The 17,526-nt window shown below is 55.6% G+C and carries 11 protein-coding genes; 3 read left to right on the top strand and 8 right to left on the bottom strand.

The features are described 5' to 3' along the window. Positions 1-624: 624 nt before the first annotated feature. From ACQ4M4_RS28270 to smc, 4 genes are all read right to left on the bottom strand, one after another. Positions 625-1,380, bottom strand: a complete 756-nt coding sequence (locus tag ACQ4M4_RS28270; RefSeq protein WP_430687806.1) for a histidine kinase — start codon at positions 1,378-1,380, stop codon at positions 625-627. 263 nt (positions 1,381-1,643) lie between these two features. Further along, positions 1,644-2,405 (bottom strand): SDR family NAD(P)-dependent oxidoreductase, encoded by a 762-nt coding sequence (locus ACQ4M4_RS28265; protein ID WP_430687805.1) that lies wholly within the window; start codon positions 2,403-2,405, stop codon positions 1,644-1,646. 137 nt (positions 2,406-2,542) lie between these two features. Next, the gene (locus ACQ4M4_RS28260; protein ID WP_430687804.1) at positions 2,543-3,493 is read right to left on the bottom strand and encodes a PRC-barrel domain-containing protein; all 951 of its coding nucleotides are present in this window, start codon (positions 3,491-3,493) and stop codon (positions 2,543-2,545) included. 97 nt (positions 3,494-3,590) lie between these two features. After that, positions 3,591-7,355 (bottom strand): chromosome segregation protein SMC, encoded by a 3,765-nt coding sequence (gene smc, locus ACQ4M4_RS28255; RefSeq protein WP_430687803.1) that lies wholly within the window; start codon positions 7,353-7,355, stop codon positions 3,591-3,593. A 722-nt stretch (positions 7,356-8,077) separates the two neighbouring features. Between smc and mgtE the strand changes: the two genes are divergently transcribed. Further along, positions 8,078-9,472: a magnesium transporter gene (gene mgtE / locus ACQ4M4_RS28250; protein WP_430687802.1), complete on the top strand. Its 1,395-nt coding sequence runs from the start codon at positions 8,078-8,080 to the stop codon at positions 9,470-9,472. Here the strand turns inward: mgtE and ACQ4M4_RS28245 are convergent. After that, the gene (locus ACQ4M4_RS28245; protein WP_430687801.1) at positions 9,402-12,671 is read right to left on the bottom strand and encodes a hypothetical protein; all 3,270 of its coding nucleotides are present in this window, start codon (positions 12,669-12,671) and stop codon (positions 9,402-9,404) included. The two genes, mgtE and ACQ4M4_RS28245, sit on opposite strands and share 71 nt — an antisense overlap. Positions 12,672-12,926: 255 nt before the next feature. Here ACQ4M4_RS28245 and ACQ4M4_RS28240 point away from each other — a divergent pair, with 255 nt between their 5' ends. Further along, entirely contained in the window at positions 12,927-14,525 is a 1,599-nt protein-coding gene (locus ACQ4M4_RS28240; protein WP_430687800.1) for a gamma-glutamyltransferase family protein, read from the top strand. Positions 14,526-14,817: 292 nt separating this feature from the next. On the opposite strand, the gene ACQ4M4_RS28235 is transcribed toward ACQ4M4_RS28240, so the two are convergent. The 3 genes from ACQ4M4_RS28235 to ACQ4M4_RS28225 all read right to left on the bottom strand — a co-directional run bounded on the left by ACQ4M4_RS28235 (position 14,818) and on the right by ACQ4M4_RS28225 (position 16,595). Next, positions 14,818-15,246, bottom strand: a complete 429-nt coding sequence (locus ACQ4M4_RS28235) for a DUF1348 family protein (RefSeq protein WP_430687799.1) — start codon at positions 15,244-15,246, stop codon at positions 14,818-14,820. A 98-nt stretch (positions 15,247-15,344) separates the two neighbouring features. Continuing rightward, positions 15,345-15,944: a pyridoxamine 5'-phosphate oxidase family protein gene (locus tag ACQ4M4_RS28230; RefSeq protein ID WP_430687798.1), complete on the bottom strand. Its 600-nt coding sequence runs from the start codon at positions 15,942-15,944 to the stop codon at positions 15,345-15,347. 33 nt (positions 15,945-15,977) lie between these two features. Then, positions 15,978-16,595, bottom strand: a complete 618-nt coding sequence (locus tag ACQ4M4_RS28225; protein WP_430687797.1) for a glutathione S-transferase family protein — start codon at positions 16,593-16,595, stop codon at positions 15,978-15,980. A gap of 209 nt (positions 16,596-16,804) precedes the next feature. Between ACQ4M4_RS28225 and ACQ4M4_RS28220 the strand changes: the two genes are divergently transcribed. After that, the gene (locus tag ACQ4M4_RS28220; protein ID WP_430687796.1) at positions 16,805-17,380 is read left to right on the top strand and encodes a TetR/AcrR family transcriptional regulator; all 576 of its coding nucleotides are present in this window, start codon (positions 16,805-16,807) and stop codon (positions 17,378-17,380) included. Positions 17,381-17,526: the final 146 nt, after the last annotated feature.

Raw genomic sequence — 17,526 nt, 5'->3', positions numbered from 1 at the left:
AGGGGTGCGATGCACCCCTTCCACAACCAATAACCACACGTCTAGAACATCACCGTATAGCGGGTGTTTGGTGGGGAGCAGGATTGCTTCAAGAATGCAACAAAGGGCGATCGCAGGTGTTTATCCAGCAAGAACTGTTTGGGGGTTTGTCTCTTTGTCATGGCTCTGAGACGGATCTCTTTCGCTGTTGAGGGGGGCACGTTAGCAGCGTCAACAGTTGGGATTCAAGGTCTCGCTTGGGGGCGCGTCGCCCCCCAAACCCCCTGACTGGAGAGGACGGCAGCCCGTCCCCTCCAGACCTCCCCTCGGCAAGGGGTTATCGGTGGGAGGTGGGAGGTCGCTTCGCATCGGTTGGGGTTGGATCAGGTTGATGGTTGGGGCGGTACTGGGTGAGGGTAGCGGGTTGGAGTTGTCTCTCAAAAACAAAAGCCCGCGCAGTGCGCGGGCTTTGTAAGCTATTTGATTCGCGTTTTACAGGCTAGGTTGTCGCGAAAACTGGCATGAAGACTTCGGTATGGAACCGACAAACTTAAACAGAACTTACGCAAGCCCATTAGATCTGATGTGTTGGTGTTGTGGGTGGGGTGCGAAGCACCTTATCCGCAACACCATGCATAAGTCCTGTTAAATATGGGTGACGGTGTTCCAGAGGTCTTTGAGCAGTTCTTTGACGTGCTTTTCTTTTTTGGCGATCGCGGTTCCCAATTCACCGATCTTGCGATCCACTTCTACATACTTGGTTTGTACGGGATGGGGTTCGCCAGATTCTAGTTGGGTGCGGGTGCGCTCGTACCAGGCTTTGGCGTTCTCGAGATGCGCTTTTACGTCGTCGTAGCGATCGCCATAGCGGGCGGCGAGGTTGGCATCCAGCACGGCCAGTTTGGCTTTCAAACGGGCATATTGTTGCAGCATTACATCAAAGGCTTCACTATCCCTTACAGTGGCGATTGTCTGTTCCAGTAGGCGTTTCACATCAGAGGGCACTTCGTCGGAGGTGGTTTCAATTTTCACTAGGGCGCCGTTCACTTCCGATTCCAGTTGAGCCTGCTCGTCAACAATTTGGGCTTGCAGGGTGTCGATTTGCTGCTGAGTTTGGGCGATCGATGCTTTGCGCTTGGCGCTAATGCCCTCAACGGCACCTTCTACCGCTCCACGGAGGTTCTCAGCCGTATCCTGGCCTTTGTCTTTCATTTCTGCCACCACAACGGAAACGGCGTCGCGCGCAATTCCGCCCACTTCTCCCGACCCTTCTTTTAACTCGCCCAGCGCCAAGGCAATCGCTTCTCTCACAATTGCTTTAATGCGATCGGCTCGTAAGCTTCCCTCAGCTTTTGCCTTTTGCAATTCGCTCGAAATCTTGTCCCGCATCGAGTCAGCCATTGCCGTTCTCCTTCCACAAATACATCGGTCAGGCAGCCTCTCTGCATCAGACTTTTCGTTCCTGACCCTGTTTCGATCTTAGTGACTGGGAACAGTCGGGGCAGGCTGGGAGCGTTCGGGTTTCCCAACAGTTTGTGGGGTGATGTCCCCGAGGTGGCTCTTTAAGGGAGTAGTCGCGCAGCTAAGTCACGCAACTTAGCCGCGCTAACCCACATACGCGAGTTTCTACACATCAATCCACAATCCACAAGCTAAAATCCCTCTCACGATCGCAAATAACTGGCTCCATTCACATCTACGATCGCCCCGGTCAAAAACTCCGACGCATCGTTGGCCAAGAACAGCACCGTGTAGGCGACTTCTTCGGGCTTGGCGACGCGACCCATGGGGCTTTGGTGGCGAATGACATCTCCGTTGGGGCCTTCTAGAACGCTGCGAGCCATGTCGGTTTCCACAAAACCAGGAGCCACGGCCATAACGCTAATGCCGTAAGGGGCCAACGTTTGCGCTAGGGATTGGCTGAAGGAGTTGAGACCCGCTTTGCTGGCTCCGTATGCGAGGGCGTTGGGTTCGCCTCGGAAGGCCCCACGCGAGGTGATGTTGATGATGCGGCCTTGGCGGCGAGTCATCATGTGTTGGGCGGTGCAGTAGGCGGTGTTGACGGCTCCTAACAGATTGGTGTTGAGCGTAGCGTGCCACAAGGCTTGCCAGTCAGCATAGGTGGTCTGGTCAATCGGCTGCTCCTGGTAGATGCCCGCGTTGTTCACCAAGATGTCAAGGTAGCCGAGGTGGGCGATCGCCCCATTTACCATCTGTTCCACTGCTGCTGGATCGGTCAAGTCGGCTTGAACCGTGATATGCCCGGTACCAGGTAGCGCAGCTCGAATGTGCTCAGCAGCATCTGATCGCTGGTGATAGTGCAGGGCTACAGTTGCCCCAGCATTGGCAAAGGCGATCGCAGTCGCCCGTCCAATGCCCCCAGAAGCCCCCGTGACCAATACCGTTTTGTTTGCAAAATCCGTCATCTTATCGAAATCCTGAATTCATCCTTGCTTGGCCGTGATTCTTCATACGCTTATGAAGGCACCTAAAGCTCTCCATAAAAAGCTCCCCTTCCCCCAAATTTGGGAGAAGGGGCTGGGGAATAAGGGCTAAGCCCTACTTAGTAATCTTCTTCTTCGTATTCCACAACGCGCTGGCGCTCGGGAATATTGACCTGAGGTGCACGATAGGGTTCGGGATTGTCGTCATCTTCCCAAACATCGTCCTCTAGGGCATCCTCGTACTCCACGTCATACACCGCTTCTTGAGGCTTGTAGGGTGCCTCGGGTGCCTCTTGCCAACCGCCATCGCCCTCGTAATACTCGGGCTCAGCTTGGCGCTGACGCAACGGTTCGCGCATAGGGCGAGCGGCGGGCTCTTCCCACGCATCATCGTCCCAAGTTTCGCGGGCGGGCGCTACGGTACGCACTGGCGCAGGAGCCGTCTCCCGCACCCCCGTCCCCAACTGGTTGGAAACCGGAGTGGGCATGATGTACTCGTCTTCCATGCGCTCCCAGGGAGGTTTGCCAATGCCCATGCGCTCCAACAGACCGACGCTAATTTGCATCATCTTCTGCTCTGCCCCTTCAAAGACAATGAGGCGATCGGGGCCGCTGCTCACCACTTCCTCAATGGATAGCTCATAGGTGCTGACCACTTGATCGGGAATAAAGGGCAACCCCAACGATGCAATCACAATGGAGGTGAGTTCGCCATTTTCAGCATCGAACTTGAAGCCGCGCACCTTGCCCAGCAGCTCTCCGGTTTCGGTAATCACTTCACATCCAATCAGGCTGCTGAACGCTTCGACATTTACGTCATCTTCGATGGCCGAGTCATCATCGACCAAAATTACGTCGCCAATTTGACGTACGCTGTCGAGCAGCATTGTCTTCTGGTCGCTAGACAGCACGCCCGACAAAATACTTTCTCGCAAGCCAAAGGCTACGACCTCACGACGGTCTACATCGACCCAAATTTGGCTGATCACACCAAGGCGTTTGCCCGTGTTGCGGGTGATGACTTGCGTTCCCAAAAGGTCAGAGCGTTGGCGAATTTGTTCAGATGTCATTTTCGAGTCCTAAATCTCGAACCGAGTTGAAATAAGAGATACCGTAGAACGACTCAGATATCAATTCCGATATCAATCTTGATAAATGTTAACAGAGCTACATGGTAGCAGCCTGCGACTCAAGATCGATGCCAAGCACCTGGGTGTAGGCTCCACGAGCCTGAGTCACGCCAATGGTGCGCTGTGCAGACTCGATCATGGGTCGGCGCAAGCTTACCACAATAAACTGCGCTTGCTGCGCCTGATGCTTAATCATTCTAGCTAATCGCTCTACGTTTGCCCCATCCAAGAACATATCCACCTCGTCGAAGGCGTAGAAGGGCGAGGGGCGATAGCGTTGGAGCGCAAAGATAAAACTCAGCGCCGTGAGGGATTTTTCTCCTCCAGACATGGAAGCAAGTCGGCGAACAGGTTTGCCCTTGGGATGGGCAACTAAGTTGAGACCACTCCCAAAGGGATCGTCGGGATTGTCGAGCTGGAGGTAGCCATCTCCATCCGACAACTCGGCAAAGATGGTTTGAAAATTTTGGTTAACGGCGTCAAAGGCTTCTTTGAAGGCGCGTTGGCGCAGCGTGGTGAAGTTTTCGATGCGCAGCAACAGTTCGGTGCGTTCTTCTTCCAACGTGCCAAGCTTTTGACTCAGTTCATCTAAACGGGCCTGGGTGCGCTCGTGTTCTTCGAGCGCCAGCATGTTGACGGGCTCCATGGCTTCCATGCGCTTTTGCAGCGATCGCAACTGTTGCTGCAAGGTGGCGAGGTCGGGCGCATCGTCGGGAATGTCAGGCAGGGGGTCGGGCAGTTCGGCGCGTTTTTCTTCTAGGGTTTGCCGCAGGGCTTGAAGCTGGGTGCGTCGCTCCTGCTGGGTTTCCTGCAATTTGTCGCGTTGCCATTCCAACTGTTGCTGCTGGAGTTGTTGCTCGCGGACTTGGCGTTCGGTGCGATCGCGCTCCTCTTTGGCGGTTTTCAACCGTTGCTCCAAGGCGGCAAGGGAACCCTGAAGTTCCACAATTTGCTGGGTGAGTTCGGCCTGCTGTTGGCTGAGGGTCGTGCGCTGGTTGATGGCGTTCGTTTGCTGGGTGCGGCTTTCTTGGAGGCGCTGCTGCTGTTGATGGATGCGTTCCTGAAGGCGCTGCTGCTGGGTATCGAGTTCCTGGAGACGATGCTCTGCGGTGCGCAGAGCCAGTTGGCGATCGCTCAAGGTCGCCTCATGCTGGCGAATGGTGGCCTGCATTTGCTGGAACTCGCTGTGGGTTTGGGAGGATTCCAGTTCTGTCAGAGTTTCACGCTGACGCTGTAGGTCGGCTTCCAGCTTAGGCAGTTCGGCTTCGAGCGTTTGCAAGCGGGTTTGAGCATCGCCCAACTCTTGCCGATGCTGCGAGAGCTGAGTGCGAATTTGGCCTTCTTGCGCTACCAGGTTGGTGAGCTGAGTTTGTAGCTGATCGAGCAGCAGCTTGGCTTCTCGCTGCTGCTGGCGCGATTCTGTCAGGTTTTGGCCCTGGTCTTTGACGGCAATGCTGGCTTTGGCGATCGCCCCTTCACAACGGCCCAAAATTCGATCAATTTCCCGCAGGCGATCGCGCAGGGCTTCCGCTTCGGCAGACTCGCCCGGTGCCACGGTGCCAAACCGCAGACTCCCCCGGCGATCGCTCACACTGCCGCCCGTCATGGCTCCGCTCGATTCCAGCAGTTCCCCTTCCAGCGTCACAATCCGGTACTGGCCCATGTGGGGTCGTGCCAAATCCACCGTGGTAAACACCGCCGTGCCGCCAAACACATAGGCAAAAATGTCGCGATACTTGTCCTCGCAATCGATCAAGTTCACGGCATAGTCCACAAACCCATCGGGACGGTTCCAGGCAGGAATGGACTTGAAGGAGGGAGGCCGAATTTTGTTGAGCGGTAGGAAGGTGGCCCGTCCGGCGCGACGCTGCTTCAACATGGCGATCGCCGCCGAAGCCACCCCGTCATCCTCCACCACAATGTTGCCCAGGCGGCCCCCCGCCGCAATTTCCAACGCCAGCTGATACTGAGCATCCACTCGACCCAGCTGCGCCACCAAGCCACACACTCCAGGAATGCCCGTTTGCAGCACAATTTGGGCCGCACCCGTTCCCTGAGCTTCCTGCGTGGCCTGAGCCTGAGCTTCCAGCTTATCCAGCTGACGCTGCTTGTCTCGCTGTTCGGCCAGCAGGCGGGTCTGGGTCTCCTGCTGAATCTGTAACTCCTGCTCGGCATTGGCCACAGATTGCGCCAACGTTTGCACCGTTTGCACCAACTGGGTGTGGCGAGTTTCCACGTCGGTTCGCTGAGCTTCCGCTTCGGAGCGAGTTTGGGCGATCGCCTCCAAGGATTCCGTTTGCTCCTGAATCTTTTGCTGTAGCTGGTTGACGCGCTCCTGCAAGCGGGCCTGCTCAGTACGCTGGGGTTCCAGGGTTTTCAGCAAGGCTTCCATTTGGTGGCGCAGGGCAGCTTGCTCTTGCACCCAGGCTTCCGAGGCAGCGGCGATCGCATTGGCCTGTTCGCGGCTGGCATTCACCCACTGCTGAGCCTGTTCGCACTGCTGGGTCAAGGTGGCAATGTCTTGAGATTGCAGGCGATCGCGCTCCTGTTCCACCTGGGCCAGTTCTTGAGATTGGGCTTGCAGGTCTCGCTGCAACCGATCAATGGTGGCAGCGGTTTCGGTGAGCTGGTTGGTCAAGTCTTGCTCTTGCCGCTGAAGCTGTCGCAGCTCCGCCTCACGAGTAGCCAGGGTAGATTGCAGGGCCAACTGTTCATCTTCCCCCAGCGCTTTGACACGGGTGCTCAGCTGGGTCAGAGTTGCTTCCGTTTCCTGAATTTTGGCCTTCACCCCGTTGATTTGCTCAGCCAATTCCGTGAGAGAGCGATCGCCCGCCTCAATCTGCTGCGCAATTTGCTCGCTTTGGCGCTGCTGCGCTCTCCAGGCCAGCACCCCTTCCCACTGGCTTTTCGCTTGAAACTCGGCCCGCAACCGTTGATATTTTTCCGCTTTCACTCGGTCTTGCGTGAGCCGCTCCAGCTGGGCAACCAGCTCTCGTTCCACAATGCGAAACTTTTCCTCATGCTCCTTCACTGCATCGAGCTTATCTTTAGCCTGGTGAATTTTGCGATCGAACGCAGCCACCCCCGCCAGCTCGTCAATAATTTCGCGCCGCTCGCGCGGATTCATGGAAATAATGCTGGTCACATCCCCCTGAAGCACCACATTGTAGCCTTCGGGGTAAATGCGAAAGCGATGCAGCTGTTCGTGCAGTTCCGTTAGGGTACAGGGCTGCCCGTTGATGAAGTAGTTGGAGGTGTAGGTGCCCTGCTGCGTCACCCGCAGCTTGCGCGACACATTCCACTCGTTAAAGGGCACCATCGTTGGCGCAATCACGAGCTGATCACTCTTGCCCTTCTTGCCATTGGAACCGTTGCCGTTGGCGCGTTTTCCGTTGCCGTTGCCATGACCGTTGCCATTCGCCTCGGCACCGCCTGCTTCAGCCCCATCGCCAGGCTGGTCGTTGGCGCCATTCGCGTCTAAGACCGACTTGGGCGCGTCGTCGTCGTCGTCACCCAGGTAGGCAGCAATGTCGTCTTCATCCAACGCAAAAGTGACCGTAACGCTCGCTTCTACGGTTTGTCGGCCTCGGCTAGAAACAGCCTGATTCACCAAGTCAGGCAATCGTTCCGCGCGCATTCCCTTTGAGCCAGCCAGCCCCAAGCAAAACAGCAGCGCATCCAAAATATTGGACTTACCCGAGCCATTTGGCCCTGAAATAACTGTAAAGCCCGACAACAAAGGAACCTGTGTCGTGCCACCGAAGGATTTGAAATGGGAAAGCTCAACGCGCTTAATATGCACAGAATCGGGTCCAACAGGGGCAGAGACAGGTCAAGCAGCTAGGGTATAGAAGCGACAAGGTACACCAAATGCAAACGTTCTAGGTACAAATATACTAAGTTTTTTACGAGGATGCTGGGAGTTGATACCGATTGTATGGGTGTGTTTGTGGAATGGGTGTGGTTCTGGGATGAGCGATCGCGCGTCCAGGGATTTGCGTCTCCTTCATTAAACTCGATGCCCAATCCTGCAACCGGGCAAATCAATGCTTCGAAAACATAGGATAACAACACCTTAGCGATTCGAGGCAACAATCCATGATTCATGTTTAATTCGTATTTGAATCTGAATGTGATAATCAAGCCCAGGTTCAGCGCCAATTGTAGAATCACCAATCCTCCTGCAACTATTGCTCCCTCAAAGGGCGTGAATCGTTGGCACAGCGATTCAATACAGGAGGTCTACTCAAGTAGCTTGGGAGCGATCGCCCCAAAACCTCATTTGCCCAACCCCTCAAACTGCCTTAGTATGGCTCTGGGTTTATGGTTTGCGTGTAGTATTGCACCAGTCAGCGTGGCTCCCATAGCCTCTCAAGTTTTCCCTCCCTTACCCTGGGCCAAAACGCAGCCCCATCGGCTTCGTCCTCACGGGCTAAACCCTCTGGATCCTAGGCAGATAGTCTTTCGCCGTAAGGATGGCACCGCCTCGGCTTTCTGCTCGCATTGGTCACCTGTAGAACCATCATGACGCAAAGTTCATCTTCATCGACTTACCAACCGGTTGACAGAACTGAGATTCAACAACTGGTTCAAGCCCAGCTCAAAATGCTGTTGACTCAGGGCAACTACGAAGGTGCCAAAATTTTGCTGCATCCGGTTCAGTCGGCCGATGTTGCCGAGGTGATTGCTGAGCTACCCGAAGCCATGCAGGCGATCGCCTTTCGCCTGCTGCCCAAAGATCGAGCCATCAGCGTTTACGAATATCTCAACACCGACGTTCAGGAAGGGCTGTTGGCCGAATTTCAGCAGCAAGAATTCATCGACATTGTGAACCACATGTCGCCCGATGACCGAGCGCGCCTGTTTGACGAGCTACCCGCCCGCGTCGTAAGTCGCATGCTCGATCGGTTAAGCCCCAGTGAGCGCGAGGCCACAGCGCTGCTATTAGGCTACAAACCCAACACCGCCGGGCGTATTATGACGCCCGAAATTATGGCCATGACCGAAGACTTGACCGTGGCCGAAGCCTTTGCTCGCATTCGACGACAGGCAAACTTAGTAGAAACCATTTACGAACTTTATGTGACCGATCGCGCCGGTCAGTTAACCGGGGTGTTCTCGCTGCGGAGCTTGGTCACCTCGGCCTTGGACAAAAAGATTGGCGACATCATGACCACAGATGTCATCTCTGTTCATACCGATACCGACCAGGAAGAGGTCGCCAAAATCATTCAGCGATATGACTTTTTGACGCTTCCCGTGGTGGATAACGACAATCAGCTCGTTGGGGTGATTACCGTAGACGACATTTTGGATGTGGTCGAGGCCGAAACCACCGAAGACATTTATACCCTAGGCGCTGTGGAGTCGAAAGGAGACGATTACTTTCAAAGCAATCTGTTTCAGCGAGCGCGCAAACGGGTAATCTGGCTGCTGGTTTTGTTGATTACGAATACAGGCACAACAGCCATTATGCAAGGTGGCAGAGAAACGTTAGAGCAGGTGGTCGCGCTGACGTTCTTTGTGCCCCTTCTCATTGGAACCGGTGGAAATGTCGGCGCTCAGTCCTCTACGGTCGTCATTCGCGGCTTGAACACGGAAGATTTGTCTATGAAAAAGGCATTGGGAACCATTCAGCGCGAAGGCATTGCAGGAACGCTGCTGGGCTTGATGCTTGGGGTAATTGTGCTATTTTGGGCCTTTTTCTTGCAGCGAGACTGGGGCGTGGCCATCACCGTAGGAATTAGCCTGGTGGGTATTTCAATTTTGGCAGCGGTGGCTGGTTCAGCTCTCCCGTTCTTGTGCAAACAGCTGAACCGAGACCCAGCCCTGATGTCGGCTCCGTTCATTACCACGATGGTAGATATGTTGGGGGTGCTGTTGTACTTGAATGTGGCTCGTTGGGTGATGGGTCTGTAGAGATTGGGTCTGTAGAGATTGGGCTAGTTTGCGTTGGGATGGGAAAAGCAGGGAGGGACGGTAAGGATGGCACACCTGTCACCGCCCATGTGCCTGCGATCGCCGACATGATTCCCGCAACCAGCGCCGTACTAAACAGCCACCATGCGGCGATCGCCGCAATCTTGCGGGCGTTATCAGCCTGAGTTTGCATGTGTCGAAGTGCCGCATCGGCCTGAGTTTGCAGCTCGGTTTGTACTTGCTCTACCTGGGCCAACAGGCGATCGCGCGTGGCTTCCACTTGCTGCACCACTGACTGCATCACCGCCTCGGATACATCTTGACCCCGCTGAGTCATCGCTTCCACAATGGCTTCGCTGGTGTGCATGATGCGATCGCGCACGGGTTCCAGCGAGATCACCTCTTGCAGTTGCTGAGGCCACACCACCGGGTTGAGGGCGATCGCCCCCAGCAGATGGCCCGGAGTTTGTTGCAGCAGCTCACCCAGCGACTGTTTGAGCCCATCGAGATGAGCAGCAGGCGCGGCCAATATCTCGGTTACTTTGGTTTGCAAGCCATCCTGGCTCCAATCGATGGCCCCATCCGGCGATAGATGCTGAAGCTGCCGCTGAGCCAGGTGCAGCCAATCTTCCAGGGTGGACTGGGTGGCCTCGTGTAGGGATGAGGATGGCTCAGGTATAGACTGAGTGTGCATCCAGGTCTGAACGTTTTGGGCGATCGCGGCAATTTCATCTGGCGACAGGTCGGCACGAGCAGTGAGCCACTGCGTTACTTCGGATGCACCAAGTTGGGTCTTGAGTTGGGCGATCGCATTGGCATCCAAACCAGGAAGTCCATTGGCGATCGCCTGTAAATCTTGCCAGACAGAGTCTGCCGTCAAGCGCGATTTGGATTGATGGGTGAGATAACGGCGCAGCTGGTGCGACAGCAGACGAGGTGAGTGTGCCGTGCGACGCAGCCATCGTCGGGGCAACCGCGCCATGGTGTACAAGCCGTGCTGCAATCCCGCCAGGATAGGTTTGATCTGATCATCCGTCAGCATCAGGGCTTGCAGCTCGCGAATGACGGGACTCCAGTCGAGCTGGGCCACATGGCGGCCTACGGTACGTACTGCCATCTGTGGCTGTTCAACGATTTGCCTTGCCAGAGCTTGCAGTTCGCTCAGCGGCATGGACTGCCAGTCTCGTGTTTTGAGCTGAGTCACCAATGATCCAGCCGCGATCGCCATCCACTGCTGCCCATCTGGTTCCGAGCTTGGCTCCAAATTCTGCATTGGCGCAACCTGCTGAGCCTGCTCGTTCCAGGTTTGCTCCATCGCATCCAACAGGGCGTTGATGTGCTTGGTCTTCAGCCCTTTGCCCTTATTTTTGGATTTGCGGCGTTTGCGCTGTTGCAACCGTTCGTATAGCCGTTCCCGGTCGAAGGGAGGCAGAACCTTCGACCGCGGCAATTCCGCCATTAGCGCCTGAACTTTTTGCTGAACCTTGGGCAGGGTGAGCTTCGACAGATTGGTATAACGCAGGTAGGATTCCAGCTTGGCGTACAAGGTGGCGATCGCCATCTGCATCTCAGGAGACTCATCTGGAGAGCCAGATGCTGAAGAACCGTTGCGATCGTGCGTTTGCACCAGCGGGGATGACGCGACGGCCACCTGCAACGATCGCTCGACTGCTGCCCGAATTGCTTCTAACCGTTGGGCGATCGCGGCAATGCGTTCCGGCTCCAAATCGTTGCGCTGCCGAAGCATCTCGATAAAGTCTTGCTCGCTCAGGTGCGACACCTCTTCCAAGACGCGGGCTGGGTCTGCCTCGGGATCGCACAACACACCTGGCAGATCTTCGGCCAGCAACGCCTCATCCAATTCCCAAAGGTGCGATCGCCGTAGATAATCCTCCACATCCAGCCGCACAATGCTAAATGGCTCCGTGCTTTGCCCAGGCAAAGAGGTTTGGCCATTGGCACTGCCACCGTTTGCATTGGAGGACGGCACCCACTCCGAGGCGTGCGATCGCACCCAGTGCCACAGTCGTTCCAAATCCCACTCGGTTATCTCCGCTTGCCGCATCGCCAACAGCAACAATTGCTGAGCATCTACCCGCTCCAGCAAAGATTGCAGGCGATCGCTCAGGCTGGTGGGCAACATGGCCAGTGGTTTCTCCAGCAGAGCCACCAGCGGCGATGCAGACTGAGGCGCTTCCACTTCGGGATGAACAGTCAAACTTGCAGTGGGAATGTGGGCATTGGCAATGTGGTTGGCCTGGGGCGACTGACCTTCCACCTCGTTGGCCAAAGGCTGAGCAGAAGCAGGCTCTGCATTCGCAGTTTGTAAAGCATCCAGCAGCTCATCCACCAAACGCGCCTGCTCATGGGCCGTCAGAGTGGCTCCAGCGGTTTGCACCAGCGCCATCAGCCCATCGCGGTTGGGTCGAACTCCAGTCGAGGCCACATCGGGATGATGCAACACCTCCAGCAACTGCTGCTTGAGATGGGTTTGCGGAGAGGGTGCGATCGCCGCCAAATAATCCTGCACCTCGGACTGCACATCCACGGCCCGCAGCGCAGCGTCCACTTCTTGTTGCACCGCCCGCAACACCTCTTGCTGAGATAGGGGATTGGTATCTGACTGCCCCCCAGGCAAGGCAGAGCGCACCGCCCGCAGCAACATGCCAAATCCAGCGGTTACAGAACTCAAGGCCGTATCTACCACCGAGCCAACCGCCACCGAACTCAGCCAAGTCAGCAGCAGCACATACGCCGCCCAAATCAAAATACCCAGAATTCCACCCACCATTGGCTCGGTCGGCGCACTCAACGTTACTGCCAAAAAGCTGGCCACCGCCAACACGCCGCTCACCGTTAGCAGCACGCTTAGCCCCGTAGCAATGCCCACCGCTTGCAGCAGTATGCCCTGAGATGCCTCGTTGCGATCGCCATCCGGTTTGGAGGATGGAGCCTCTGACGGCTTTAACGGCTTGGGGCGAAAACTAGCGATTGTGAGCCCCAAGGCAACCCCCAAATTCGTCAGCAAAAACTGAAAGGCGATCGCCATTACCAGTCCCGCCGCGATCGCCACCACCACCTGCCCACCCGACAGCGTTCCCTGCATTGCCGCCTTCTCCATCGACCGAAACTGGAGCATTTCTGCCAAGGGCCATCCACCAACAGGCAAGACCAGCCCCAAATTCCACAAATTTGCCACAGTTTCATTGCTGATTGCTCTGGTTTCACCATAGCCGCTGAGGCTTCATTCGCCAGCCCACCAGGGAAACATCTTGAACCTGCATCCCACAATCGGCAAGGCACCGATAGAAGTGACACCGTTGGATGATAGGTTGCAGGCTTGCCAACCCAAATCACCCAAAATTCCTAAATTTGGTGCGAAATGCGTTAATCCCGACAAAATGGGCGATCGCATTTGCCCTTATACTTTGCTCGTAGCTCGTTCAGTGGTGCCGTGAATTTCGACAACTTAACAACCTATCCCTACGCATCGGGGCGACGAGTCGTGATGGGTGCCCGTGGCGCAGTGGCCACCAGCCAACCCCTCGCCACCGCCGCCGGAATGGAAATGATGCTGGCCGGAGGCAACGCCGTGGATGCTGCGGTTGCCATGGCGATCGCCCTAACGGTTGTAGAACCCACCTCCAACGGCATTGGCTCCGATGCCTTTGCCCTCGTGTGGGATGGCACGTTGCACGGGCTCAACGCTTCGGGAAAAAGTCCCCAAGCGCTACCGATCGCCGCATTTGATGGACTCGAGAGCGTCCCCCTCTACGGTTGGTTACCCATCACCGTGTCAGGAGCCGTTGCCTCCTGGAAAGCCCTATCCGAAAAGTGGGGCCGCCTGCCCTTCGAGCGCTTGTTTGAACCCGCCATTCGCTACGCCAGCGAGGGATTTCCAGTCTCCCCCGAAACCGCTCGCGCCTGGAAACGTGCCGAAGCCCTATTCCTACCGCTCCAGGGTCAAGAATTTGAAGCCTTCAAGTCCGTCTTTTTCCCGGCCGGACGAGCCCCCAACGCCGGCGAAATTTGGGGCAGCGAAGCCCACGCCAAGACCTTACGCGACATCGCCCGCTCTGGTGGTTCTAGCTTTTATCGTGGAGAGTTGGCCCGCCGCATTGCCGACTTTGCCGCCGCGACAGGCGGATATCTGACTCCTGCCGATTACGAAACCTATCAACCCGAATGGGTGAAGCCTATCTCCACGACTTATCGCGACCTCACCGTCTGGGAAATTCCGCCCAACGGCCAGGGCATTGCCGCCCTCATCGCGCTCAATATTTTGGAAGGCTTCGACCTGGCCCAATATCCCCGCGATTCTGTTGATAGCTTTCACCTGCAAATTGAAGCGATGAAGCTGGCCTTTGCCGATGCCTACCGCCACGTGGCCGAACCGTCTGCCATGCAGGTGAGCGTCGCCGAGCTATTGGACAAAGGCTACGCAGGCGATCGCCGTTCCCTAATTGGCGATCGCGCCATTGTCCTGGCAAAACCCGGCCTGCCCAAAGGCGGCACCGTGTACCTTGCCGCCGCCGACCCCGACCTCAAAGTATCCTTTATCCAATCCAACTACGAAGGCTTTGGCAGCGGGGTTCTCATCCCTGGTACGGGCATCGCTCTGCATAATCGGGGGGCAGGCTTCACCCTACAACCCGGCCACCCCAATCAATACGCCCCCGGCAAGCGGCCCTTCCACACCATCATTCCCGGCTTCCTCAGCCGCGACGGTCAACCCCTTGGCCCCTTTGGGGTGATGGGTGCCCCCATGCAACCCCAAGGCCACATCCAGGTTGTGGTGAACATGGCCGACTACGGCATGAACCCCCAAGCTGCCCTTGATGCGCCTCGCTGGCGTTTCCTAGAAGGCAATACCGTCCTACTCGAACAACGCATTGCCAGCGACATTATTCAAGGATTGGGCGATCGCGGCCACACCATTCAAACCACCGATGGCGTCGAATTTTTCGGCAAAGGCCAAATCATCCTGCAACACGATCGCACTCTCATTGCCGCCTCCGAACCTAGAGCAGATGGAATGGCGATCGCGATTTAGAGAGGGATTAGGAGTTAGGGGCTAGGGATTAGGGAGGAAGTCGGGAATCGGGAATCGGAAGTCGGGAATCGGGAATGATATCTGCACGGATTCCGGCTTTTTCTGCCATACACCCCAATCCGCGACCCTTTATCACCTCACCCCAGAGCCCTAACCCGGTGGGCGGATTGGCATCGAGCTGTACACACCTTGCGGGGGGTCTGGGGGAGTCGACTCCCCCAGAAAGCGGGGGATCGGGGGGAAGTCCCCCGAAGCAGGGTTTTGACAACCCAAATTTGAACAGCAAAAATCCTTAAACTCGCTCCCAACGAAACTTCCGCTCCGATTCCTGAATCGGCACATCATTAATGCTGGCCTCTCGTCGCCGCATTAGCCCATTCTCCGCAAACTCCCACTGCTCATTGCCATAGGCCCGATACCACTGCCCCGAATCGGTGTGGTACTCGTACTCAAACTTCACCGAAATCCGATTCTCGGTAAAGCTCCATAGTTCCTTCTTCAGCCGATAATCCAGTTCGGTATTCCACTTGCGCGTCAAAAACTGGCGAATTTCCTCACGTCCTTTCAAAAACTCCGAACGATTGCGCCATTCCGAATCTTCGGTATAGGCCATCGATACTTTTTCAGGATTGCGCGTATTCCAGGCGTCTTCTGCAGCCTGTACTTTTGCCTTAGCGGTTTCTAGCGTAAAGGGTGGTAAGGGAGGTTTACTTTCCATCATTAACCTTAATCCATTCGTAAACAACAACGGGACGCAATCAGGAACACAAATGCTGAATCAAGAGCGATCGCCCAACTCATACTCCATCCACTACAAAATTAGCGAGCAGTCGATAGCTGCTGCTCCAATTCAGCAATTCTGGCATGCAAAGGAGCAATCATGGCATCCACCTCATGCTGCGAATAGCGAACTGGAATATGTTGAGAACAGTTTTCGCTCACCGCATCCACATGAAACAGAATGGCGCGTTCAACCTTGGCCGGATAGTTTGGCAAACGCAAACGCTCAATCAACTCTGCATCATCCTCGACAAACCAGGCATGGCCCCAAAGCTTCACTCTGGCCTGGTGGCGATAATCCATCAAAAACAGAAACGCCTTCGCCTCGCCCATTAAATTACCCACTGTGATGTACTGCACATTGCCCGAAAAATCGGCAAAGCCCAGCGTCTTCTCATCTAGTATCTTGAGAAATCCCGGTGGCCCACCCCGAAACTGAATATAGGGATAGCCATTGGAACTCACGGTTCCCAAATACATGCCATCCAGCTCTTGAATCAAGTTCTCCAGCCGTGGCGTGATCACGTCATTGGCAGGGCCATTGGCAATGTAGCGTTCGTAGGTTTCGCGCGAGCCGCGCTGAGTTTGCGCCGCCTGCACATTTGGCGTAAATGCCAATTCTCCAAATTTGCGGGGCATGGTTCCCCTCCAATCGTTTGCTGAATCGTTTGCTTAAACAAGGGCAGGAGCTTCAATTCCGTTCATGCCAACAAAGCCGGGAAGGTGCTTGATGCGGTCAATCCAGGCGAGCACGTTGGGATACGGCTCCAGTGAAATCTGGCCATCGGGCGCAAGCGCAACGTAGGGAAAGATCGCCACATCGGCAATAGTTGGCCGCTCAAATTCCAGCCAAGTGCGATCGCCCAAATGCTGATCCAACTGCTTGAGGATGAACTCAGCCTTTTGAGTTGCGCGATCGCGATCGATAGTTGTGGTCTTAAACAGGTGGTAGAGCCGAGCCGACTCTGGCCCCTGGCGCACCTCACCGGCCGCCGTGGACAGCCAACGCATCACCTTCGCCAACCCCACATCATCGGTGGGTAGCCAAGTATCCCCACCATAGCGCCGCGCCAAATACACCAGAATCGCCTGAGCGTCTGCCAACACCACGTCGCCATCTTCCAGCACAGGCACCTGCCCAAACGGATTCATCGCCAAAAAGTCTGGCTGTTTGTGGGCACCCTTCATCAAATCAACCTTGATCCACTCATAATCCAGCGACAGCAGCGATAGCAACAGTTTGACCTTGTAGCTATTGCCCGAAATTTCGTGACCGTAGAGCTTAATCATGGGAATTTCCTCCGGAAATCGAGGGAGTGGGAAAAATCTGGAATTGGGAGTCGGGTTAGGGCGTATGCTCGCCTAATCAACTTAAGGGCAAGTTTGTGTACCGATCGTTCGGTATAACCAGAACTGTACCGATCGTTCGGTATAATGTCAATAGATGACATAAAATCTGCCACACAACGCAGGCGGCACCGAATGCCATGAAGAAATCCATGCCCAAAGAATCGTACCTACCGTGCTTGATGCAGCTATTTCGCCAGCACGGTTACGATGGCGCAACCCTGTCCAAAATTTCGGAGGCCACCGGGTTGGGCAAGGCCAGCCTGTATCACCACTTTCCCGGTGGCAAAGATGAAATGGTGGAGGCGGTGCTGGATTTTGCTGCGGTGTGGATGCAGCACAATATCATTCAACCGTTGGGAGAACCGGGCGAACCCATAACGAAGCTACAGAACATGTGCGATCGCGTGCATGATTTGTACGCGGGAGGCGAACGGCCTTGTTTGCTGGCAATTTTGTTATTGGGTTCGGCTCGGGATACGTTTCACAGCAAGGTGCAAGGGCTGATTGCAAGCTGGATTGAGGCGATCGCTACCGTTTTGCAAGCTGCAGGGATGGAACCAGCTATTGCCCGGTTGCGAGGCGAAGATGCCATTATTGCGATTCAAGGGTCACTCATTTTGGCGCAGGGATTGGGCAATGTAGCCCCGTTTCAACGAGTGCTGCGGGATTTGCCGCAAACGTTATGCGATGAACTCGCGTTGTTATCCGATGTCGAACCGTCATAAGCAAAGATGCTGTAAGTAGAGCCGACATTCCGCAGGTTGCTCTGGGAATTAAAGGGAGTGGGGATAAGCTGAGGGAGACGAGTTAGGATCGCCCCCTTGCAGATCGAGAACTTGGACCACTTGGGACTGATTGCGGGTGTTATTGA

Origin of the sequence: Leptolyngbya sp. AN02str (assembly GCF_050565595.1) — a bacterium.
Taxonomy (GTDB): Bacteria; Cyanobacteriota; Cyanobacteriia; order Elainellales; family Elainellaceae; genus Kaiparowitsia.
The sequence above is the reverse complement of the archived record's forward strand: the minus strand, read 5'-3'. Positions and strand labels throughout refer to the sequence as shown.

What these genes read in the sequence shown, in the direction of transcription:
- ACQ4M4_RS28270 (WP_430687806.1), bottom strand. Translation starts at nt 1,380, where the DNA reads ATGGCTGACTCGATGCGGGACAAGATTTCGAGCGAATTGCAAAAGGCA.
- ACQ4M4_RS28265 (WP_430687805.1), bottom strand. Translation starts at nt 2,405, where the DNA reads ATGACGGATTTTGCAAACAAAACGGTATTGGTCACGGGGGCTTCTGGG.
- ACQ4M4_RS28260 (WP_430687804.1), bottom strand. Translation starts at nt 3,493, where the DNA reads ATGACATCTGAACAAATTCGCCAACGCTCTGACCTTTTGGGAACGCAA.
- mgtE (WP_430687802.1), top strand. Translation starts at nt 8,078, where the DNA reads ATGACGCAAAGTTCATCTTCATCGACTTACCAACCGGTTGACAGAACT.
- ACQ4M4_RS28235 (WP_430687799.1), bottom strand. Translation starts at nt 15,246, where the DNA reads ATGATGGAAAGTAAACCTCCCTTACCACCCTTTACGCTAGAAACCGCT.
- ACQ4M4_RS28230 (WP_430687798.1), bottom strand. Translation starts at nt 15,944, where the DNA reads ATGCCCCGCAAATTTGGAGAATTGGCATTTACGCCAAATGTGCAGGCG.
- ACQ4M4_RS28225 (WP_430687797.1), bottom strand. Translation starts at nt 16,595, where the DNA reads ATGATTAAGCTCTACGGTCACGAAATTTCGGGCAATAGCTACAAGGTC.
- ACQ4M4_RS28220 (WP_430687796.1), top strand. Translation starts at nt 16,805, where the DNA reads ATGCCCAAAGAATCGTACCTACCGTGCTTGATGCAGCTATTTCGCCAG.